At 43.9% G+C, this 21,017-nt stretch carries 25 protein-coding genes and 1 riboswitch; of the genes, 12 read left to right on the top strand and 13 right to left on the bottom strand.

All coding sequences use genetic code 11. From position 1 onward, the window contains the following. The first annotated feature begins 14 nt into the window (after positions 1-14). The 8 genes from LCY76_RS08015 to LCY76_RS08050 all read left to right on the top strand — a co-directional run bounded on the left by LCY76_RS08015 (position 15) and on the right by LCY76_RS08050 (position 6,293). Positions 15-329, top strand: a complete 315-nt coding sequence (locus LCY76_RS08015; RefSeq protein WP_272885585.1) for a BMC domain-containing protein — start codon at positions 15-17, stop codon at positions 327-329. Positions 330-384: 55 nt separating this feature from the next. Next, on the top strand, positions 385-663 hold the full coding sequence (locus LCY76_RS08020) for a BMC domain-containing protein (RefSeq protein ID WP_053354942.1): 279 nt from the start codon (positions 385-387) through the stop codon (positions 661-663). Positions 664-665: 2 nt separating this feature from the next. Beyond that, entirely contained in the window at positions 666-1,394 is a 729-nt protein-coding gene (locus tag LCY76_RS08025; RefSeq protein ID WP_248252201.1) for a hypothetical protein, read from the top strand. 12 nt (positions 1,395-1,406) lie between these two features. Further along, positions 1,407-1,685: a EutN/CcmL family microcompartment protein gene (locus tag LCY76_RS08030; protein WP_062231093.1), complete on the top strand. Its 279-nt coding sequence runs from the start codon at positions 1,407-1,409 to the stop codon at positions 1,683-1,685. A 4-nt stretch (positions 1,686-1,689) separates the two neighbouring features. Next, complete coding sequence (gene ade, locus LCY76_RS08035) at positions 1,690-3,498, top strand: adenine deaminase (protein ID WP_248252202.1); 1,809 nt, start codon at positions 1,690-1,692, stop codon at positions 3,496-3,498. An 11-nt stretch (positions 3,499-3,509) separates the two neighbouring features. Continuing rightward, complete coding sequence (locus LCY76_RS08040) at positions 3,510-4,193, top strand: cyclase family protein (RefSeq protein WP_248252203.1); 684 nt, start codon at positions 3,510-3,512, stop codon at positions 4,191-4,193. 11 nt (positions 4,194-4,204) lie between these two features. Continuing rightward, positions 4,205-4,828 carry a DUF1989 domain-containing protein gene (locus LCY76_RS08045; RefSeq protein ID WP_248252204.1) on the top strand — a complete coding sequence of 208 codons (624 nt, stop codon included), beginning with the start codon at positions 4,205-4,207 and terminating at the stop codon, positions 4,826-4,828. Continuing rightward, a riboswitch (purine riboswitch) is annotated at positions 4,827-4,929 on the top strand. Its footprint overlaps the gene before it by 2 nt. Positions 4,930-4,955: 26 nt before the next feature. After that, positions 4,956-6,293, top strand: a complete 1,338-nt coding sequence (locus LCY76_RS08050) for a 5'-deoxyadenosine deaminase (RefSeq protein WP_248252205.1) — start codon at positions 4,956-4,958, stop codon at positions 6,291-6,293. Between the two features lie 49 nt (positions 6,294-6,342). On the opposite strand, the gene LCY76_RS08055 is transcribed toward LCY76_RS08050, so the two are convergent. Further along, positions 6,343-7,365 (bottom strand): C40 family peptidase, encoded by a 1,023-nt coding sequence (locus tag LCY76_RS08055; protein WP_419714931.1) that lies wholly within the window; start codon positions 7,363-7,365, stop codon positions 6,343-6,345. A gap of 193 nt (positions 7,366-7,558) precedes the next feature. After that, entirely contained in the window at positions 7,559-7,855 is a 297-nt protein-coding gene (locus LCY76_RS08060) for a hypothetical protein (RefSeq protein ID WP_062231105.1), read from the bottom strand. 136 nt (positions 7,856-7,991) lie between these two features. On the opposite strand from LCY76_RS08060, the gene LCY76_RS08065 reads away from it, so the two are divergent. Both LCY76_RS08065 and LCY76_RS08070 read left to right on the top strand, forming a co-directional pair. Beyond that, complete coding sequence (locus LCY76_RS08065; RefSeq protein ID WP_248252206.1) at positions 7,992-8,357, top strand: winged helix-turn-helix transcriptional regulator; 366 nt, start codon at positions 7,992-7,994, stop codon at positions 8,355-8,357. 46 nt (positions 8,358-8,403) lie between these two features. After that, on the top strand, positions 8,404-9,084 hold the full coding sequence (locus LCY76_RS08070) for a VOC family protein (protein WP_248252207.1): 681 nt from the start codon (positions 8,404-8,406) through the stop codon (positions 9,082-9,084). A 20-nt stretch (positions 9,085-9,104) separates the two neighbouring features. Here LCY76_RS08070 and LCY76_RS08075 read toward each other — a convergent pair whose 3' ends face one another. The 5 genes from LCY76_RS08075 to LCY76_RS08095 all read right to left on the bottom strand — a co-directional run bounded on the left by LCY76_RS08075 (position 9,105) and on the right by LCY76_RS08095 (position 15,229). Then, positions 9,105-10,187, bottom strand: coding sequence for a Ger(x)C family spore germination protein (locus LCY76_RS08075; protein WP_248252208.1), 1,083 nt, complete (start codon positions 10,185-10,187; stop codon positions 9,105-9,107). Further along, on the bottom strand, positions 10,180-11,277 hold the full coding sequence (locus LCY76_RS08080; protein WP_248252209.1) for a GerAB/ArcD/ProY family transporter: 1,098 nt from the start codon (positions 11,275-11,277) through the stop codon (positions 10,180-10,182). The genes LCY76_RS08075 and LCY76_RS08080 overlap by 8 nt, the downstream gene beginning before the upstream one ends. A 24-nt stretch (positions 11,278-11,301) precedes the next feature. After that, positions 11,302-12,816 carry a spore germination protein gene (locus LCY76_RS08085; protein ID WP_248254625.1) on the bottom strand — a complete coding sequence of 505 codons (1,515 nt, stop codon included), beginning with the start codon at positions 12,814-12,816 and terminating at the stop codon, positions 11,302-11,304. A gap of 111 nt (positions 12,817-12,927) precedes the next feature. After that, positions 12,928-13,689, bottom strand: coding sequence for a YdcF family protein (locus LCY76_RS08090; RefSeq protein WP_248252210.1), 762 nt, complete (start codon positions 13,687-13,689; stop codon positions 12,928-12,930). A gap of 43 nt (positions 13,690-13,732) precedes the next feature. Next, positions 13,733-15,229: an HD domain-containing phosphohydrolase gene (locus LCY76_RS08095; protein ID WP_248252211.1), complete on the bottom strand. Its 1,497-nt coding sequence runs from the start codon at positions 15,227-15,229 to the stop codon at positions 13,733-13,735. 135 nt (positions 15,230-15,364) lie between these two features. On the opposite strand from LCY76_RS08095, the gene LCY76_RS08100 reads away from it, so the two are divergent. After that, positions 15,365-15,838, top strand: coding sequence for a GNAT family N-acetyltransferase (locus LCY76_RS08100; protein WP_248252212.1), 474 nt, complete (start codon positions 15,365-15,367; stop codon positions 15,836-15,838). 36 nt (positions 15,839-15,874) lie between these two features. Here the strand turns inward: LCY76_RS08100 and trhA are convergent, their stop codons facing one another. The 6 genes from trhA to LCY76_RS08130 all read right to left on the bottom strand — a co-directional run bounded on the left by trhA (position 15,875) and on the right by LCY76_RS08130 (position 20,438). After that, positions 15,875-16,516 (bottom strand): PAQR family membrane homeostasis protein TrhA, encoded by a 642-nt coding sequence (gene trhA, locus LCY76_RS08105; RefSeq protein ID WP_248252213.1) that lies wholly within the window; start codon positions 16,514-16,516, stop codon positions 15,875-15,877. A 107-nt stretch (positions 16,517-16,623) separates the two neighbouring features. Next, positions 16,624-17,337, bottom strand: coding sequence for an amino acid ABC transporter permease (locus LCY76_RS08110; RefSeq protein ID WP_248252214.1), 714 nt, complete (start codon positions 17,335-17,337; stop codon positions 16,624-16,626). 14 nt (positions 17,338-17,351) lie between these two features. Next, positions 17,352-18,005 carry an amino acid ABC transporter permease gene (locus LCY76_RS08115; RefSeq protein ID WP_053354925.1) on the bottom strand — a complete coding sequence of 218 codons (654 nt, stop codon included), beginning with the start codon at positions 18,003-18,005 and terminating at the stop codon, positions 17,352-17,354. Positions 18,006-18,067: 62 nt separating this feature from the next. Continuing rightward, positions 18,068-18,817: a glutamate ABC transporter substrate-binding protein gene (locus LCY76_RS08120; protein WP_369795785.1), complete on the bottom strand. Its 750-nt coding sequence runs from the start codon at positions 18,815-18,817 to the stop codon at positions 18,068-18,070. Positions 18,818-18,885: 68 nt separating this feature from the next. Further along, a complete protein-coding gene (locus LCY76_RS08125) occupies positions 18,886-19,614 on the bottom strand; it encodes an amino acid ABC transporter ATP-binding protein (RefSeq protein ID WP_248252215.1) in 729 nt (242 codons plus the stop codon). A 398-nt stretch (positions 19,615-20,012) separates the two neighbouring features. Next, positions 20,013-20,438, bottom strand: a complete 426-nt coding sequence (locus tag LCY76_RS08130) for an organic hydroperoxide resistance protein (protein WP_248252216.1) — start codon at positions 20,436-20,438, stop codon at positions 20,013-20,015. A 244-nt stretch (positions 20,439-20,682) separates the two neighbouring features. On the opposite strand from LCY76_RS08130, the gene LCY76_RS08135 reads away from it, so the two are divergent. Beyond that, the gene (locus LCY76_RS08135) at positions 20,683-20,922 is read left to right on the top strand and encodes a hypothetical protein (RefSeq protein ID WP_053354920.1); all 240 of its coding nucleotides are present in this window, start codon (positions 20,683-20,685) and stop codon (positions 20,920-20,922) included. Positions 20,923-21,017 lie beyond the last annotated feature (95 nt).

Consider the following 21,017-nt stretch of genomic DNA (forward strand, 5'->3'; position numbering starts at 1 on the left):
GGATGGTGGAAGCATTGTATGCATTAGGCATGATTGAGACGGTAGGATATTGTGCCGCTGTTTCAGCAGCTGACGCGGCTGTTAAAGCGGCTGACGTAAAGATAGCCGCCATCGAGAAGGTGATCGGGGTTCGCGGCGCTCTTGGTGTTACCTTGCATTTGAGCGGAGATGTCGCCGCTGTTGCTTCAGCAGTAGAAGCAGGAAAAAAAGAGGCAGAGAGGGTGGGTACTGTCATTTCAGCACACGTCATTCCAAGAACCCATACGAATGTGGCGGAAATGCTTCTGTCAAAGTTTACCTTGAATTCAGGCGATGCGGCGAAGGAATAGAACAAGCAAAAACATAGAATCTCAGCAAACCAAAGAGACCGGGAGGAATGAAAAAATGGGAGAAGCTCTAGGCTTGATCGAAACAAAGGGCCTTGTCGGGGCGATTGAGGCAGCAGATGCAATGGTAAAAGCTGCAAACGTCGAGATCTGCGGCTATGAAAAAGTAGGCTTCGGACTTGTTACAGTTATGGTCAGAGGAGATGTTGGAGCAGTGAAGGCTGCAACAGATGCAGGCGCCAGTGCGGCAAGCCGAGTGGGAGAACTCGTATCCGTTCATGTGATCCCGCGGCCTCATAGTGAAATCGAAAGAGCAATGCTTTCTAAAGGAGAGTAATCGTGCATGACGCCAGGCAGAGCGCTCTGGTCAGGAATACATTGCTGCATATGCTTTGTCCGCCAGGAGAAAAAGTTCCCTATGTGCTCTCCCTGCTAACCTATCATTTTACAGGGATGGAAGAAGGGCTTGCCCTTCTCCGTGAAGCAGGAAAAAGCAAGATCAGGCTGGAAGTGTTCACAGAAAAAATCCTGTTCCGCCATTTCACGAAAGAACATCTTGCTGGGGAAAGCAATCATGATGCCTGGTATCCCAGTTCAAGTCTTACTGAGGATAAGATGCGAATGGCCGATTGTATCCTTATTCCTGTACTTTCTTTTTCTCTTGCAGCCGATCTTTTGCGATTTAACGACCAGCGGGATTTTGTCCGTATCATCCTGCAAGCATTATTAAGCGGTAAAAAAGTTGCTGCCCTGCCGTATGGCAACGATCCTTTTCATAAAGTATTCCGCAGTAAGGAACTGGATCGAGGATCAGAATACTTGAAAGCAGAGCTGCACAAAACACTTTTTCAGTTGAAGAAGCTTGGTGTTACATTGCTGAGAGATAGGGGTGGCCTTGCCTCCTGGCTGAACGATAGCGGCCAAACGCAGTCTGTCATCACAGAGGCAGATATCCTGTCTGCAGCAAAAGCACAGAAGAAGTTGCTGATTGCGGAAGAACATACCATTATCACACCGCTGGCGCGGGATGCAGCAAAACAATATGGTATAAAAATCAGCAGGCAGTAAGGAGCGGACGACATGCAAATGGGTTTAGTTATTGGACGGGTAACAGCAACCAGAAAAGATGAAAAGCTGATAGGTACGAAACTGCTGATCACCCAGCCGATCGGTATCAGTGAATCTCCTCAGCAAATGCCGATCATCGCTGTTGATACGGTGGGGGCGGGAGTAGGAGAAAAAGTTTTATATGTCACAGGCAGTATGGCTTCGCGGGCAGCAGCTGACAAAGATGCCCCTATAGATGCAGCAATCGTAGGAATTATTGATAGCCTGGATTGGGAAAGGTCAGGAGGTTGAATTCATGGATACAAAAGGTATTAAAGAAGCCATCCAGTGGCGGAAACTCATTGATGTGCTGCTTGATGCCAAACAATTTGCAGATACCGTATTAAAAGGCGGACAATTTATCAATGTCATAACCCGTGAGATCTATCAGGCCGATGTGGCTATAAAAGGGGAATATATCCTGATGGCAGGGGACTGCGAAAGACTGATTGGTCCTTCCACAAAGGTTGAAAATGTCGCCGGCCACTATATTTGTCCCGGTTTTATTGATTCGCATATGCATTTTGAAAGCGCAATGCTTACGGTTACTGAATTTTCCAAGCTGTCCATTCCTACAGGAACAACGACACTTGTTGCGGATCCCCATGAGATTGGTAATGTCCTCGGTGTTCATGGCATGCAGGAGATGGTCAGGGAGGCAAAGACGCTTCCTAACAACGTATTTTTTACAGTGCCATGCCTGACTCCAGATGCGCCGGGATTGGAGACGGCCGGCCAGGATATCACATCAGCGGATATGAAGGAACTGCTAAACGATCCTCATGTCCAGGGAATTGGTGAAATACAGGGGTTCAGCAATGTCAGGCCTGTGTTTGAGAACGCCCCTGAATTGATAGACGATTTGATTGCTTCGGTCTCTTATGCCAAAAGCATCGGCAAAACGATCGAGGGAAATGCTCCGGCCTTGTTTGGAGAAGAGCTCGCCGCTCATATTATCAGCGGAGGTACCCATGTATCCTGCCATGAGACAACAACGAAAGAAGAAATGGTGGAGAAACTTCGCTACGGAGTAAGTGTGTTTATGCGGGAGGGTTCATCTCAGCGGAATATGGCCGAGTGCATCCGGGCGATCACGGAAGAAGGCATGGATTCGAGGCGAGCCATCCTTGTTTCGGATGATATGGTGCCAGAAGACTTAATGAATTCCGGTCATATGAATGATATCGTCAGAAGGACGATTGCCCAGGGGATTGATCCGGTGGAAGCGATTCAGATGGTGACGATCAATCCGGCGGCTCACTTCGGCTTCAGGGATATCGGGGTACTGACACCAGGAAAGCGCGCAGACATCGCTGTAATCAGCGATCTTATTAACATGACGGTTGACCAAGTGTATCTTAGCGGCAGAAAGGCGGCACAACAGAATAAACTGACGACAGATATTCCCTCCTATACGTATCCTGAAAGTGTGAAGTGTTCTGTGAAAAGGAAACCGGTAAAAGCGCAAGATCTAGTGCTGGCGTCGCAAGCCTCAAGCGCAAAGGTAAGAGCGATCGAAGTGATACCCGATCAAAATCTTACAGGTGCCCGTGAATTTGAACTGAAAGTAAAAGACGGCATCATTCAGCCTTGCCTTCAGCAGGATGTTCTTCCGCTCCTGGTGATCGAACGGCACGGCAGAAGCGGAAGAATCGGGAAAACATTTATTCATGGATTTAAGCTGAAAAGAGGCGCGATTGCAGAAAGCGTCGCCCATGACACACATAATATCATCGTGACCGGTACTAACTATGACGACATGGTTACAGCAGTCAACCGGGTTATTGCTATGAATGGCGGCCTGGCGCTAATCCTTGACGGAAAAGTAGTTGGGGATATGGCACTCAATATAGGCGGGCTGATGACCGATGAGATGACAGGCGTGGAGGTCAGTGAAAAGATTACAGAACTTCACAGGCTCGCCCAAGAAGAATTGGGATGCGGGATCCACGTGCCCTTTATGCATTTATCTTTTCTCTCACTCGTTACAAGCCCTGAGTGGAAGATTACCGACATGGGCCTTATTGATGTCGACCGCTTCCAAGTCATTCCAACAGTATTGTAAGGAGGGTGTCTATGGGTGTGAAACTTGTAGATTTGTCACAGGAAATCTATCAGGGTATGCCTGTTTTTCCGCTGCATCAAAAAACAATGATCTTTCCAAACATTTCTCATGAAGAAAGCATGAAGAAGATCGGATTTCCGTTCGCGACCAACAATCTTTTGATCAATGAACACGGCCCTACCCACAGCGATGCCACGTATGAGTATGATCCCAATGGAAAATACATCGATGAGATGCCGCTGGAATTCTTTTACGGGCCCGCCGTATGCCTGGACTTGTCTCATGTTCATCCAGAAGAGTATATTACTCCGCAGGAGCTGGAAAACGCGCTGGACGCTTCCGGCCAGATTTTGCAAAAAGGAGACATCTGCCTGTTATATACTGGCCACTACAACAGAGCTTACGGGACGGAGGAATGGCTGACACGTTATTCCGGTTTAGATTACAGCGGAGCACGGTGGCTTGCTGAAAAAGGAGTAGTCAATATCGGGATCGATTCCCCGGCTATCGATAACCCGCTTGATCCGGATTACTCCGGCCATCTTATCTGCAAGGAATTTGGCATAACCAATACAGAAAATCTATGTAATCTTGATCAGGTTGCCGGTATGCGTTTTCTGTATTTCGGACTGCCGTTGAGAATACGAAAAGGGACGGGATCCCCGGTTCGAGCGGTTGCCGTATTCATTGAATAAGGGGGAGAAGTATGCCGATCGATCACAAATACCGTATTAAAGAAGAAATTATTATTCCGCCGTATGAAGCAAGAAGCATGCTTGTAAAAGCAGGGGAAGAACTCGTGATTATTGACATGGAAGGAAAACAGGTCGGTGACTTTGTCTGTTTTTCTCTCAATGATCATAACGAACATGTCTCACCCGTCCACATGAGGGCGAGCTTAAGCAGCATCCGCCTGAAAGAAGGAGATTTTCTTTATAGCAACCGGCGCCGGCCGCTCATGCAGCTTTTGCAGGACACGGTAGGAAAGCACGATTTCTTTTTTCCGGCATGCGATTATTACCGATATAAAGTAGATTTCCAGCTTGAAGATCATCCGAACTGCCATGATAATCTTAATAGAGCATTAGATACCTATTCTTTAGGTCATCTGTCTGTACCGGATCCAATCAACTGGTTCATGAACAATGTGCTTGATGAAGAAGGCGACTATATGATTGCAGAGCCGCTGTCGAAGCCGGGGGATTTCGTTCGTTTAAAGGCGCTGGAGGATGTGGTGATCGCCTGTTCCACGTGTTCGCAGGACATGGCACCCGTAAACGGCTTTTCGGTTACTTCTTTAAAGCTGCAAGTTTTAAATAAAATGCGCTGATAGAAAACTAGAAAGATTTCATATAGTTTCGATAATATGGATCGAAAGTATCTACCGGAGAACCTTAAATTCTCCATGCTATGAAATCGTTCTTTTCTTTTCTGTTATAAAGAAAAGGAGGATATCCATGCCATCGATACTTATAAAAAATGCAGAAATTGTAACGATGAATGCACAGGAAGAGATCGTTCAAGGAGATCTTTACATTGAAAACAACCGCATAACTGATATTGGCTTAAGCCTTGATTATCAGGCGGATAAAACCATAGATGCTACAAACAGAACCATCATCCCCGGGTTTATTCAAACGCATATCCATCTGTGCCAATCCTTGTTCAGAGGACAAGCAGATGATCTGGAACTAATGGATTGGCTGAAACAGAAAATCTGGCCGCTCGAAGCATCCCATGATGAAGAATCCCTTTATTATTCGGCCATGCTTGGAATTGGAGAACTGATTCAGAGCGGTACCACTACGATCGTTGATATGGAGACCGTCAATCATACGGATTTTGCGTTTCAGGCTATTGCGAAGGGCGGTATTCGTGCACTTTCCGGTAAAGTGATGATGGATAAAGGGGAAGAAGTTCCAATCGGATTGCAGGAGAGCACATCAAAATCTCTTCAGCAAAGCGTCGACCTGCTTGAAAAGTGGCATGGAAAAGAGAATGGAAGGATACAATATGCCTTCTGTCCACGCTTTGTGGTTTCCTGTACGGAGGAGCTGCTTACAGAAGTTCAGAAACTTTCAGGCCGCCATGGTGTTTGTGTTCACACCCATGCAGCGGAAAATCGCGGAGAGATCGCACTGGTAGAACAGGAAACCGGAATGCGCAATGTGGTTTATCTTGACCATATCGGGCTTGCCAATGAGAGGCTGATTCTGGCGCATTGTGTCTGGCTTGATGATGAGGAAAAGAACATTATAAAAAAGCGGAAGGTAAAAGTAAGCCATTGTCCAGGGTCAAACCTGAAGCTTTCCTCAGGAATCGCCGACGTGCCAGACATGCTGCAGCAAGGAATTCATCTCAGCTTAGGTGCAGACGGTGCACCCTGTAATAACAATTTGGACATGTTGAATGAAATGAGGCTTGCAGCGCTGATTCAAAAGCCAGTCCATGGGCCTACAGCCATGAATGCGAAAACCGTATTTCGGATGGCGACCATCGGAGGAGCCCGGGCAGTAGGAATGGATCATGAGATCGGCAGCCTTGAGGTTGGAAAAAAGGCGGATCTTGCTATTTTAAACCTGAATGATTTTCATTTGTATCCCTCTTATGGTGTAGACACGATCTCTCGTATCGTCTATTCGGCCACACGGGCCGACGTCGAAACGACGATTATTGATGGAGAAGTGGTGATGGAGAACCGCATGTTGAAGAACATGGATAAGAATGTGGTCCTTCACGAAACGAATAGATGCATCGGCCGTCTGATGAAACGGATTGAAGCCGCTTTTATGTAAACAAGAAAAAGCACGCGGAACATTGTTCCGCGTGCTTTCATCCATGTTTTTATGGAAGGTACCTTCTTGCCCCGGCAAATTCCTGTGCGTAAATTCCTTCAATTTTATCAATTCTTACCGTTGTGCTTGAGTTTGGAGAATGGATCATCATGCCGTCACCTGCATACATTCCTACATGGTGAACGCTTCCTTTTCCTGAATTATAGGCGAAGAAGAGAAGATCCCCCTTTTTCAAGTCTTCTTTTGCAACGGGTGTACCAGCTCGGGATTGGGGTCCAGAATCTCGAGGGATTGTAATTCCTGCTGCTTTATAGAGCGTATGGGTAAATCCTGAGCAGTCGAATCCAAATCCGGAAGCACCGGCCCATAAGTAAGGCAGCCCCAGGAATTTCTTGCCTTCATTTACAAGGTCCTCACCGGTTGGTACCGGAATGGAGTCTTCTGAGAGATAGACTTGAACATCCTTGCGGTCAAGATATCTTGTCTTTCCATCTGGTGTAAGCACGCTAACAGAGGAACCTTTTATTTTGTGAACGGGCAGCCTGGTATTGTAGCTTAATTCAAGATCAGTATGCTTCAATGATTTTTCCTTGTACAGCCATGCTGTTGGACTTTTGATCAAGGCAAAAGGCTTGTTCTCTTCTTTGGCAAATTTTTTGTTGTACACCAGCTGTGATTTTGGCATCCAGCCTGGGTATCCTGCTTCGAGTCGAGGGGTTGGCTGACCATCAACAGCTACTTTTACCCAGTCTCCCTGCTCGTCCGTTATCGTTACCTTGTTTCCGTATAATGCTTGGGTTTCCAGAGGCCCAACAAGCCAAATCTTCTCTTCATAGGTCATACTCGTCGTCCATTTTCTTAGATCTACGGGGTTGCTTAAGGATGGCGCATCTAAAGGCCTTGTTTCTGCCGGTTTCGTCCACAATGTCGCAGCAGCAACATCTACATAGGCCGTGTCAGGTGATAAATCATGTGACTGGGAAGGTTTGGCGGCCTGTGCCGTACCGGCAAACATTGAGAAAACCAGACCGGCAGCTAAAACCGTACCTGTCCATTTTTTTATGTACTTCATATTCTTGCTCCTCCTTTAGTTTGATAATAAAAAGTTCCGTTTAAGCCGTTTTGTTTCCTTTTTATGAAGAGAATTTCGTTCAAAAGTCATTTGACTGATTAAAGTTTGCTGGGATAATGGTCACGATAAAGGCTGCCGAAATATAGATCTTCAGTAAAAAAGGCGGGTATTAAATAATCCCTGCATGCAGGGATTATTTATGGTAAGAGATATTTATTTTCAGGCTGTCAGCAAGGATTTTAAAAGGATATGGAGCGAAAAAAAGAGTTTCGTTGGTCTTTTTATTCATACTGAGGATGGTTTCTCCGACACCTGTAGCTGTGGTTCGAAAAGCCAAAATGTCTTGAAAGTGTTCAATCTGTTTTGCTAAACCTTCTTCGACGGCTGACTGTAATAACTGGACAACTGTATGAAAATCATCTGGATGGATGAGAGTTTGGTCACCTTTTCCTATCAGGTTTACTGTAACTTGTTTTTTTTCTGTTTTCATACATTTTCCTTTCGTGGAATCTGTTCTATACTAAGTATAATGGGACATAGGTAATTTAAATAGTATGTACTTTTAAGATAGATAGTTACTTTTTTGATACTATGAAAAACTAACAGTAGCAGGGGGATTGGGTTTCATGAAGGAAAGAAAGAAAAAATATTTTCATCCTATTGAGGTAACATTGGATGTGGTTTGCGGGAAATGGAAAGGCGTAATTCTTTGTCTGCTTCAGGAGAAAGACTTTCGCTTTGGGGAATTAAAGGAGAAGCTTTTTGCTGTCACACCGAAAGTGCTGACGCAACAGCTACGAGAACTGGAAGAAGACGGGCTGATCACAAGAACCGTATATCCCCAAGTGCCTCCAAAGGTGGTTTATTCCCTTACACCATACGGTAAAGATCTTGAGGAGACTTTGCGTATGATGGAAAAGTGGGGGAAAACTCATCAGGAAAAAGTAGGATATGAGTTTGAAGAAGAGATCAGTGAGGCAGGTTTATCTTAAATTAAGCGTTTCTAAACTCTGCCGATCATGGGAGGAAGGAAGTAAGATGAAGTTTAAAGAGATTAAACTGTTTACACATTGTCTTGTTGAACAGCGTAATTTTTATCATCAGCTTCTTGGCTTGCCATTGTTGAAGGAAGACGGCAGCTCGTTTGGGGTTGCTGTCGGATCGACCTTGCTTACTTTTCGTTCAACGAACGAGGAAAGCTACTATCATATTGCGTTTACGATACCGAAAAATGCTTTTTCGGAAGCAAAAAAATGGATCAGTTCCTTCGTTTCGCTGAATTTCGTGGAAGGAAAGGACGAAATCTATTTCGGGAACTGGGATGCCAATGCCTGTTATTTTTATGATTCAGCGGGAAATGTGGTCGAATTGATCGCTCGGCATAGTATGAATTATTCAATCAATCATCCCTTTACGAGCAAGGATATTTTAGCCATCAGCGAGATTGGTATGCCAGTAAAAGATGTCCGGAAAGCTGCAAACCAACTAAAAGCAGCTTTGGGGGTAAGTACGTATCATGGAGAAAATGAAACATTTGCACCACTCGGAAACGAAGAGGGGCTGCTGATTGTTTCTGATAACAGCAGAACATGGCTTGGTTCTAATAAGCAGGCAAAAATCTTTCCGATTGAGCTTGTAATGGATAGTCCAATATCTGTAACACGGCTGGATGGTTATCCTTACACGTTCAGCAGCAAAAAAGCGTCAGCAGACGGCTAAAGCCGGACTGACGCTTTTTCTTATTCCACAATTCCCCCCTGGGTTACACGGATGTTTACTTTAACATGTACGGGCACATCCGGGTATTTTTTTTCCCAGTCTTTAAAATTGAAATGCCTGGACTGGCTTCTGGCTCTGTCGCCTATTCCGAGAGGATCAATCTCATCTTTCTGAAACCTCCTTACCATTGCTTTGGCTTGATGTTCGGTTTGCTTTTTGATTGTTTTTTCGATCATATCAATGGTTTTTTTCTGATAAAGCGGAGTGCCGGCTGCATCGTTGATTTTGCCGGTGATATGAATTTTCATGTTGATCTCCGGATTTGTATTGCCATGATCGATATCATAATTTACCGTGGAATTCAGGTTTTCAAGGGTAAGATAATTGTTTTTTCTAAATTTGAATTCATGGGATCCCTGTCGGAAATTTTGGTACATGAGCTTGAAAATAAAGGCATCGTTAAAGCTGATATGGTCAACGTATTTGGAATGATCAAACAATGCAACACCGGCGATCCGAATATGGCCATGTTTCATATCGATCAACGGCATAAAAGGATCACTGCCTTTTCCGTAATAGCTGTAGTTAAAGTGGTGAAAGTTTGCCCTTGGGAGTGTCAGCTCCATATTTTGTTCGATCATTCGTTTTAAATAAACGGGGACGATTTCTCCAACCGGGTACTGCTTGTTTAATATGTCCTTTGTTTTTCCTTTCGCAACAGCAATATAAATATTTCTTCCGACTGAAGGATCCCGCTGCAGGGAATCAATAATTTTTGTAATTCCGTGGCTCGCCAGCTCTTCATTAAACAAGATGACCGCAATTCGGCCCGACGCAAAGGGTCGAGGCGATTCTGCTTGAAGGATCTGCCGAATGTTTTTACTCGAATGCGATTTTGCAGAAAAGGTTATGCTCGTTAAGGTCGCTTGCTGAGTTCCTCCTGTTGTAATAGGAACAGCTACAGTAGCTTCAATTTTCTTTCCATCAACATAATCATACCCGACCACTCCGATGAGCTGAATATCTTCCAGCACTTGTTTTTGTGGAGTACAGCCAGCAGCAAGCAGAAGCACAATTAAAAATACAAGTTTGATCTTATTCATTTTTCCGTTGCCTCACTTTGTAAATCAGCAACTGAAGCAGGAAAAGAAGCGGAATGTAAAAATAGATGAAATAGTAACCTACTTTAGAAACCCAAGTGTTTAGCTGGTCAATCTGCTGCCGGTCTTTAAATAATAATGAACCGATAAATAGAAGAATGACGATGATGATCAGAGAGTGTTTTTGTTTTACAGAAAATAGCCGCTTGCCTCCCCGTGTCACACACCAGATAGCGATACAGATGTTCGGCAGGACAACAAACAGCCATACCGAGATTCCGATATATTCAAAACGCTCAACAAAAGGAAATTCAACGATTTTCCAGATCGTAAGTGTTGCCCAGATCGTATGCTTTAATTGCCCTTGGCTGTAGTAGGCAAACGATACTACCGCTGTAATGGTATAGAGGATGATCGTGAAAAATACACCCCATTGAGACCATTTGTGGGAGGTCTCAGCATTTTTGATAAAAGGATAATAAAAGAAGAGCATTTCAAAGCCCAGGTAATTAAGGGTCATTGCTTTCGTACCTACAAAATAGTCGATCAGCGAGTGATCAAACAAAGGAAGAATATTATAGATATGAGAATTCTTTATCGCAAAGCATTCTAAAAAGAAAAGCGGGGTTCCGATCAGCACACTAAAGAATGCGACAGCTGTTACAATCCGAAATCCGCCGCTGACAAAATAATAGACCAGCAGCGATAAAATAAGGGAGATTCCCCATGTGTTGATGTGGGGAAACATCCAAACTTGAATGACCTCTATATACGTTCTCAGAACAGTGAGCGCCAGGAATGCAGTATAAATCATGAATATAGAACTTAATAGACCGCCTATCCATTTGCCAAGCACATCATTATGAACGGCGATAATGTCCCCATCACTGCGTTTTAAAATCTTATAGATCATCCAGACGAGAAGATGAATCAGTATGCCGCCGAAAATGACAGCCATCCACGCATCATGGCCCGCGGATTTGGCGATGTATCGCTGAAATCCCAAAACCCCGACACCAATCTGCATGGTTGATATAAGGTAAAAGGTAAAATAGGGAGATACCTGTTTATTTTCTGGCGGATGAATGTTCATGTTCTTCACCTTCGTTCTGTTGAATTATTCTTCAATATCGTTCTTTTGATTTGCTCTTTTAAAATTTAATCGTGCCGGATCTGCAGGCCTCATTTGCATGGGCCGCAATCCCTGACGGTTGAATGGGAGTCGGATGAACGCATCTTTAAGGTCAACCATCCTTAAAGGATAGAGAGGAGCCAAATAAGGCCTGCCCAGCGAGGTTAGACGAAGCATATGGCCCATTACAAAGGCAAAACAGATGGAAACACCAAGCAGTCCCCAAAATTGAGCAAAAATCAGAAAGGGAAAGCGGATCAGGCGGATCGTGTTGCTCATCTGATAAACAGGCGTCGTAAAGGAGGCCAGTGCAGCAAGGGCAACGATGATTAATAGAACGTTGCTCGTTAATCCGGCCTGTACCGCAGCAGTTCCAATAACGATACCGCCAACGATACCGATCGTCTGCCCGACTTTGGAAGGGAGGCGTGCCCCGGCTTCCCGAAGCAATTCGATGGATAACTCCAAGATGATCGCTTCTACGATCGGCGGAAACGGTATGCCGGAGCGGGAAGCTATCAAAGTACCAAGAAGATCGGTCGGGATCATTTCATAGTGAAACGTGAGAACAGCAACGTAAAGTGGTGTGGACAGCACGGAAAACAGAACTCCCAGCAAACGGATCATCCGGAAAACGGAAGCGACATGCCATGACAGGAAGTAATCTTCAAAGGCCGAGAAAAATTCTACAAGCGTAGTAGGGCCCGTCAGAGCACTCGGTGAACCATCAACGAGTAAAGCAACTTTTCCTTCGGCTAAAACAGCCGCAACACGATCAGGACGCTCTGTGTTGATCAACTGGGGAAATGGAGAATTCTGGTTGTCTGATATCATCTGAAGAACATAGCTACTGTCTAAAATGTGATCGTATTCAATGTCCGAAACCCGCTGCAGCAGGGTGTTAATATTCTCCTGGCTGGCGATGCCATCAATATAAAGAATCGTGACCCTTGTTTTCGAGAGCTTTCCTATTTTGACTTCTTTTACATGTAGTTCAGGGATTGGCAGCCTTTTTCGAATCATATTGATGTTGACTTCAATCGCTTCAACAAACGCTTCCTTCGGCCCAACAACGCTGAATTCAGTTTCAGGAACAGAGATCTGGCGCTTCTCGGCAGTCGCCGCAGGAACTAACAGACAGTCGGCCTTTTTAGGGTCTGGCTGTACAAGCACTGATCCGGTCAACAAACTGTCCTGTATCTTTTGAACATCCTTTGTATGCTCGATGGTCTCCACCGGGATTTCTGAAGCCAGCTGTTTGAGAGGCATTAATGAACAGCGCGTCAAATAGGGTATTAAATCACGATGAACAAGATCCGGGTTTACCATACTTTTGTAATAGGAAATGGTAAATGGATGCTGATCGCTTTTTGTAAAGGATACAAAGTCTTGTGAAGCCTTGCATTTATCCAGTAATTGTTTAATGGTAAGCTGGCTTCCACTTTGTCCGGAAGGCTTACTCGCTGCTTTTTCTTTTTTCTTCTGCCGTTTACCGAACATAGCTGCCTCCATCCAAGAGTAGAATCGGGTGTTTATTTGTATATCATTCCAATAGATGAGGACTCTATTCAATTTCGGCATAAGAAAAAGCACCCCGGAAAAGGGTGCTGATCATTTAAAATAATCCTTATCAAAGACATAGTATTTGGCGAGTGCAAGAATCTCACGTACATGTACCTGAGGGGTGACGGACAATGGGACAGAAGATCCTTGCCCAAATGCTTTTAAACCCAATCCTTCTGCCAGGCATTTCGCACGGTGGAGATGAAAATCACTGGAGATGATCAGCACTCGCTGGTGTTTTCCGGCAGGTAGATATTTTTTCATCAGATTTCGTGAGAACTTTATATTTTCATAAGTGCTTGTTGCTTTGTTTTCATAAACAATCGAGGTTGAAGGAACTCCTTTGTTTTTTAAATACCTCCCCATGACTTCTGCTTCTGTCTTACTCTCGCCGACGGTCAGTCCTCCGCTTACGGCAACTATAACACCGGGATGTTTGTGAAGGTACAATGCGGCTTTGTTCAGCCGCTCTTTCAGCACTCTTGAAGGCGTACCATCCTTGATCCCGGCGCCTAAAATGAGTACATAATCAATATTTGCGGGATGCTCATCCTTGATGGAAGTAAGAATCAGCCCTTCAAGCAGCAGGGCAATGATCAGGGCAATGGATACCGTTGAAACTGTGAAAATCCGGAATTTCTTGTTTTTTCTCCACTGCTTTTTGAGAGGATGGAAGACAATAGCTATTGCCAGTAACAGGAGAGAAACGAACAGTATAGCGAGAGCGCCAGTGTCTAATCTGGTGATCGCTATCACGAAAAAAGAATAGATGATTCCGATCAAGCCGATAAGAAAAAATAGTAATCGCATAATAACTCCTGATTTTTTGTGGTAGGCGATAGCCGTTGTTTCTCTAAGACACGGAAGAAAGCTTCAGTTCCTCAACTAATAGAGGAACTAATGCTGGATCCCATTGTGTACCCTTGCCGTCAAGCAGAATGGCGACTGCCTTTTCTCTGCTCATGCCTTTCCTATAAGGCCGGTCTGATGTCATGGCGTCATAAGCGTCTGCTACAGCAATTATCCTTCCGAAGAAGGGAATGTCATCACCAGAAAGCCCTTCTGGATAGCCTTTTCCATCATAGCGTTCATGATGGTATTTCACACCGGGAAGAAGTGGCTCCATAGCTTCCCTCGGCTGAACCTGAGATAGGATTGAAAATCCAACCACCGGATGTTTTTTTATGTAGCTGAACTCGATATCGTCCAATTTTCCTTCTTTTAATAGAATATGATCGGGGATACCAATTTTTCCAATGTCATGGAGGAGAGCTGCTTTTTTTAGTGTAGATAGTTCATCCATACTAAGGCCTGCTTTCTCACCAATCTGAACCGAATACTCGGCAACCCGCTGTGAATGTCCGGCAGTATACGGGTCACGTGCATCCATTGTGGCTGCCATGACGGCAAAAAAGCTGTCCAGAAGCTGGTGGTTCATTTCTTCCCGGTCGCGGATGGAAGAACTCATATGATTAAACCCTGAAACAAGCCTTGAAAATTCATCAGAATACGTGTTGTCCAGCAAAAATTGGCTGTTTCCAAGCTGTACTTCTTCCATGGCCGTTTGAAGGTTCTTCATCGGAGCCAGCAAATCTTTGTAGATCAGGTACGTCCCGAAAAAAGCAAAAAGCATGCCAAGCATCAGAATGAAGATCGCCCAGCTCCAGTATGACCTCGTGATGGAGGCAGCCTGTTCATATAATTTGACCTGGTTGGCAAGAGCGAACAAGAGTACAGGAAATGTTCCTATAAAAATGGTGCTTAGCTGAATTTTTCGCTGAATCGAAACAAACACTCTGTTGTTTTGGGACAGAGGATCCCCGTGCAGTTCGACCGCCCGATTCCTAAGTTCTTCAATGATCGGTTTCACGGCACTCGTCGTTAAATAAAATTCAACAATGGCATGCATTCCGGCTACGATAACGGCCCCAAGACCACCCATGAACAGATACATATAGGGCATGTTGAGAAAACCAAAGTAAATGGCTGCGCTCACTAAAATGATTGCTGGAACTGATAGTCCAAGAAAGTGCGGCCCCATGATCCGTTTTACCGTCAGCAAAGGAAAACGGTGAGCTTGAACAAATCCGTTCGTCAACGTTCGGATCGATGGGGTCGATTTGTAAAACGCCCGGTAGATCGGCTTGATGTGCCGGGAGAAAGCACGGTATTCAATAAAACACATGATGAAAAAAGACAAAGCTATGATCCCTAAGATCATCCATTTTTCAAAGGTAGAAAAGTGGAGAGTTGAAAAGACAAAAAAACCCCCAACTCCAATGACTGCGATAAGTGATCCTATGAGATAATTTCTTAGAAGCATTCTTTGAAAATGACGATAAAAGTCCATTTCACACCTCTTTCCAAAGGACTTAAGTCACTATATCTAGAATAACATTGATAACAATGGTAAAAAAGTCTAATTTTGTTATATATTGAGGAAAAATGCTGGTGCCAGGCACCAAAAAAATCAGGAGGGGGATTCATGGAGGAATGGACGAAAGACTCATACGTTATTTCAATGGATAAGAAGAATCTCAATATTAATCGGATTCACGAGTTTTTGACAAAGGAATCCTATTGGGCACAAGGCATTACCCGAGAAAGGGTTCAAAAAGCGGTTGATCATTCTCTTTGTTTTGGAGTCTATGAGAAGAATGGCGATGATCAGACACAGGTTGGTTTTGCGAGGATCATAACAGATTATGTGGCGACAGCTTATGTTTGCGATGTATTTATCTTGGAGCCGCATCGCGGAAAAGGACTCTCCAAATGGCTGATTGAGACGGTTACTTCCCATAAAGAACTGCAGGAGGTACGAGGAATGCTGCTTGTGACAAAGGATGCTCATGGACTCTACAGCCAATACGGGTTTCAGCCGGTTGAAGCGGAGAAATATATGAAAAAAGAAATGAAGAGAGAGGAGCAGCCACCTCGTTCTGTAATGCGCGAAAAATAAATAGAAGACGCTGACATATGATTCAGCGTCTTCAGCTTATGAAAGCTTGAGAATATAGAACATAAGCATAAAATGAGAGGCACTTCCAGCTAGTACGAAGAGATGCCAGATTGCATGGTTGAAGGGGAACCTTCGCCATACGTAGAAAACGGCCCCGACCGTGTACATAATCCCTCCGCTGATCAGCCAGGCAAGACCTTGCTCAGGAAGAGTGACGACCACACGGTTAAAAGCGAATATGATCAGCCACCCCATAAGAATATAGCCGATTGTTGAGAGAATGACGAAGCGCTTCGTAAAAAAGATTTTAAACGCCACACCCGCCAAGGCGATCCCCCAAACGGTTCCAAACAATGCCCAGCCGAGAGCTCCCTTTACCACAATCAATAGAATCGGTGTATAAGAACCCGCAATAAAGATATAGATGGCTGAGTGGTCCATGATCTCAAAAATATCTTTGACCTTTCCCTCAGGAAAGCTGTGAACGAGGGTTGAAGAAGTATAGAGAAGCAGCATGGATCCGCCGAAAACAGCAAAGCATGTGATGTGCAGCGGTGTCCCTTGTGCGCTGGCAAAAACAACAAGTAGGGTTAAAGCAATAATACTGAAAACCGCTCCGATGCCATGGGTGATGGCATTTATAATTTCCTCACGTTTTGTATACGTAAATGCATTCATTTTTTCACCCCTTTTATAGTATCCTGCACTAAGACCGACATTAAGTTTCACTTATTTTAACATAGAAAAAAGAGCTCATGGCAACTGAGCTCTCTTTTCTTCGTTATTTACATCGGTTCACTGCCGGCCTGCTGCTGAATCGGCAGTGTTTTTCCTGTTGATTTCCGGTTGCTCCGTTCTTTCGTTTCAAGTCTTCTTGCGAGCAATGATAATGAATAGTTAACGAGAAAGTAGATGAATGCAATGAGTAAAAAAGTGGGAATCACGTAATTTACGTTTTTACCATTCACGATTTGCGCATTATGCAGCAGCTCAGGAAGCGAGATGACAACAGCAAGAGAGGTGTCTTTTAAAAGAGATATAAACTGACTGACAATCGGCGGAACCATTCTTCTTAGGGCCTGAGGCAATATAATGTGCTGCATCGTCTGAATGTAGGTAAGGCCGGAGGAGCGGGCAGCTTCAATCTGTCCTTTTTCGATTGAGTTTAATCCGCTACGGACAATCTCAGATAGCATGGCAGATTCAAAGATAATAAGAGCTGTTACGGCAGCCATCATAACGCTCATTTTAATGCCGACTTCAGGCAAGGCGAAAAATGTGAAAAAGATAATCAGCAGCAAAGGCAGATTCCGTATTGTTTCAACACATACGGCAACGACCTTTGATAGAACCGGTATCTTTGCATAGCGCAAGATTCCTAAGATACTTCCGAAAATAAAACTGAAAACAATAGCGATGAAGGCAACGAAAAGTGTAGTCATCAGACCTTTTAGCAAAAAGAGCAGATTTCCTGCGGAATAAGCACCGATAAAATCCATTGTGCGTCTCCTCCTTATCCGCTCACAGCAAGACGCCGTTCAAGATAACCGACGAATAAGCTGAGTGGAATAGTTAGAACAAGATAGAACATCGCCACAAAAATATAGACGTCAAATACAACATACGTAGCTGAAGAGATGGAATCTCCAAAGTACATTAAATCCAATCCTGCAACAACGCCAAGGATGGAAGAGTTTTTCACCAGATTAATGAACTGATTGCCAAGCGGAGGAATAACGATTTTAATGGCCTGAGGAAGTATGATGTATCTCATCGTTTGGATGTACGTCAAGCCTGATGAACGGCCAGCTTCCATTTGACCCTTATCCACAGATAAAATACCCGCGCGGATTGCTTCTGCAATAAATGCCGCTGTATAGATGGAAAGAGCAATGGTTCCCGCTTGAAAACCGCTAAGCTTCATGCCTAAACTCGGCAATCCATAATAAAAGATGAACAGGATCAAGATGAGAGGAATATTTCGGACAAATTCCACAAAAGCTGTTCCGATGATCTGAAAAATCTTTAACGGAGAGATCCGCATAACAGCGAAGATCACACCAAGAATAAAGCTGCAGACCAAAGCAAGAAGGCTTGCTTTCAGTGTGTTGACAAAGCCATCAAGATAGGTGTCAAAGTTGTCGATCAGTATGGTGAAGTCTAGCATGAATTCCCTCCTTTACGAAAGAAGGATAGATGGGCAAAGCTGCCCATCCATCACAAAAATCATTATTGTTCTTTTATCCATTTGCTCTTGATTTTGTCATATTCACCGCTGTCCTTAAGCTCTTTAAGGAATTTATTCACGTACTTTGTGAACTTGTCATCGCCTTTATTCAAAGCGATTCCATATGGCTCATCGGTAAATGGCTGTCCTACCAATTGATAGTTCGAATCCTGGTCAGCCATCCCGTATAGAATCGAGTTATCTGTTGTTAATGCATCACCTTTCCCAGCTTTTAACGCGGTAAAGGCTTCAGCATAGTTTTCAAACTCGAGTACCTGGGCATCAGGAGATTTGTCTTTGATGTTTTGAACAGAAGTGGAGCCTTTTACAGCCAACACCTTTGTGCCTTTCTTCACATCATCAATACCCTGGATTTTACTTCCTTTTTTCACGAGCAGCGACTGGCCTGCTTTAAAGTAGACATCAGAGAAGTTAACTTCCTTTTTACGGTCCTCTGTAATAGTCATTGTGGCAATAATCGCGTCAATGTCACCGTTTTTCAGCATTTGTACACGTGTCTTTGATGTAACTTCTTTTAGTTCAAGCTTTTTTTCGTCACCAAAGATTTTTTTGGCAAGTGCTTTTGCAATATCAATATCGAAGCCTTCTACTTTTCCGCTGGAAGGATCCTTGTAACCGAAAAGATTGGTATCATATTTTACACCGACCACCAGTTTACCGCGTTTTTTGATGGCAGATAGTGTATCTTTTGATTCTCCGCCTGTCTTGTCGCTTCCGCATGCTGAGAGCATGCTGATTACGAGTACCAGAATTATAGCCAACAACCAGCTTTTCTTGTTTTTCAAATGTCTCATCTCCTTTAATGGTTTAGAACTCTGCTTAAAAATAATTTTGCACGGTCTTCTTTTGGATTGGAGAAAAACGCTAAAGGTTCATTGTCTTCAAGTATTCTGCCGTGATCCATAAACACGACCCGGTTAGCCACTTCACGGGCGAATCCCATCTCATGGGTGACGACCACCATGGTCATTCCGTCCTTCGCGAGTGTTTTCATAACATCCAGAACCTCACCAATCATTTCGGGATCAAGGGCAGAGGTAGGCTCATCGAACAACATGATATTCGGTTTTAATGCGAGGCCCCTGGCGATGGCCACTCGCTGCTGCTGTCCTCCAGAGAGCTGGGATGGATAGGAATCAGCTTTGTCTGGAATCCCGACTTTTTCAAGGTAGAACATCGCCGTTTTTTTGGCTTCTGAAGGTGAGATCCCTAATGCTTTTTTTGGTGCGAGTGTGATGTTCTCAAGCACAGTCATATGTGGATAAAGATTAAAGTGCTGAAATACCATGCCAATGTTTTTGCGTAGATCATTAATATTTGTTTCCTTGCTGTTTACTGCCTTCTTGTTGACGGTGAGATCTCCGTCAGTAATTGTTTCAAGCCGGTTGATACACCGGAGCAATGTACTCTTTCCCGACCCCGATGGACCGACGACAACAACAACTTCCCCTTCTTTAATCTCCAGGTTAATATCATTCAGAACCTGAAAATCGCCGAAGTGCTTGTTAACATGACGAAAAGATATCAAACCAATCCCCCTTTGTTATGTATTAAAACTCAGGTTTCTAAAGACCTGAAGTTTTACCCGATACGAAGTGTTTATATATTACAAATTTTCTGACTAAAATCCTATTATTCGACTATCTGTAACAAAATTCCTTTTTAAATTTACTTTTTAATTATTTTTTTATGAAATATTTGAGAGGTGGGATCCTTAAAATCATTGGAGGGAAGGGGATGGAGTGTTTGAACCGCCTTCTTATCATCGCCAACTATCACCCCTTTATTATTGGAGTTAAAGACTTGAGGGTCTCTCTTAAGCATCAGTATGCAAGGTCCATTAGGAGTGAAAATCAACTCTATGCTTTAACAGAAACTACAAAAAACTGGCTCCTCAAAAGACTGAGGAACCAGCAGGATGTTTCTTTATTGGACAGCTTTAATCTCTACATCAATGTTGCCTCGTGTCGCTTTGGAATACGGACATACTTGGTGAGCTTCATCTGCGAGCTTCTGAACATTTTCCTGATCCTGACCCGGAATAGAAACCTCCAGGACGACTGCAAGCTTTAATCCGCCGTTTGGAGAATCTTTGCCGATCGTCACTTTAGCTGTAACTTTGCTGTCTGAAACATCAACTTTCTGTTTGCCGGCAACAATCTGCAGTGCGCTTTGATAACAGGCCGCATAACCGCAAGCAAACAGCTGTTCAGGGTTTGTTCCTTCACCGCCGGAGCCCTGGAGCTCTTTTGGCATGCTGAGCTTTAAATCAAGTTTCCCGTCTTCGCTTGAAACTCTGCCATCTCTTCCGCCTTGTGCGGTAGCTTCTGCTGTGTATAAACCTTGATCCATTGTAAATCACTCCTTGTATAAGGTGACAATATCTGTACCAAAATAGCTACACACCTAAACATTATCTTTTATCACTATTTTTAAACCTTTAAATTTTAGGAGGTGGTGACAAGGAGGTGGTGCCAGGCACCGCATTTACACACTTGTGTAATTACGGTGCCTGGCACCAAACAAGGTACCAAAAAGTTTATTAAAGATCTATTTAGGAAATTATTAATCTAAATACATTGCTGGAGGGAATGGCATGGAAGTGAAAGAGCAGATTATGGCTCTGATGGGAAATCCGGAGAGAGAGTTTGAATTTAAGCAAAAAACAGATTTACCGGGTGTAAAGGATGATTTGGTACGAATCCGTTATGTTCCTCAAGGCGACAGCGGATTTTTTCAATCCACATTCTATGATGAAGAAACAGAGATTGTTGGCTCGCGGGTGTTTGACGAACTGGAGGATGTTATACTTTTTGTAGAGAAAAATAAAATCTGAGGCTTTTGGCAGTAATGAAAGAGGAATATAAAAAAAGCAATCCGGTTAATATATACTGGATTGCTTTTTCGTGTTTTACGTGTGGCGATTCACTT

It is taken from the genome of Fictibacillus marinisediminis (assembly GCF_023149135.1).
Lineage (GTDB): Bacteria > Bacillota > Bacilli > Bacillales > Fictibacillaceae > Fictibacillus_C > Fictibacillus_C marinisediminis.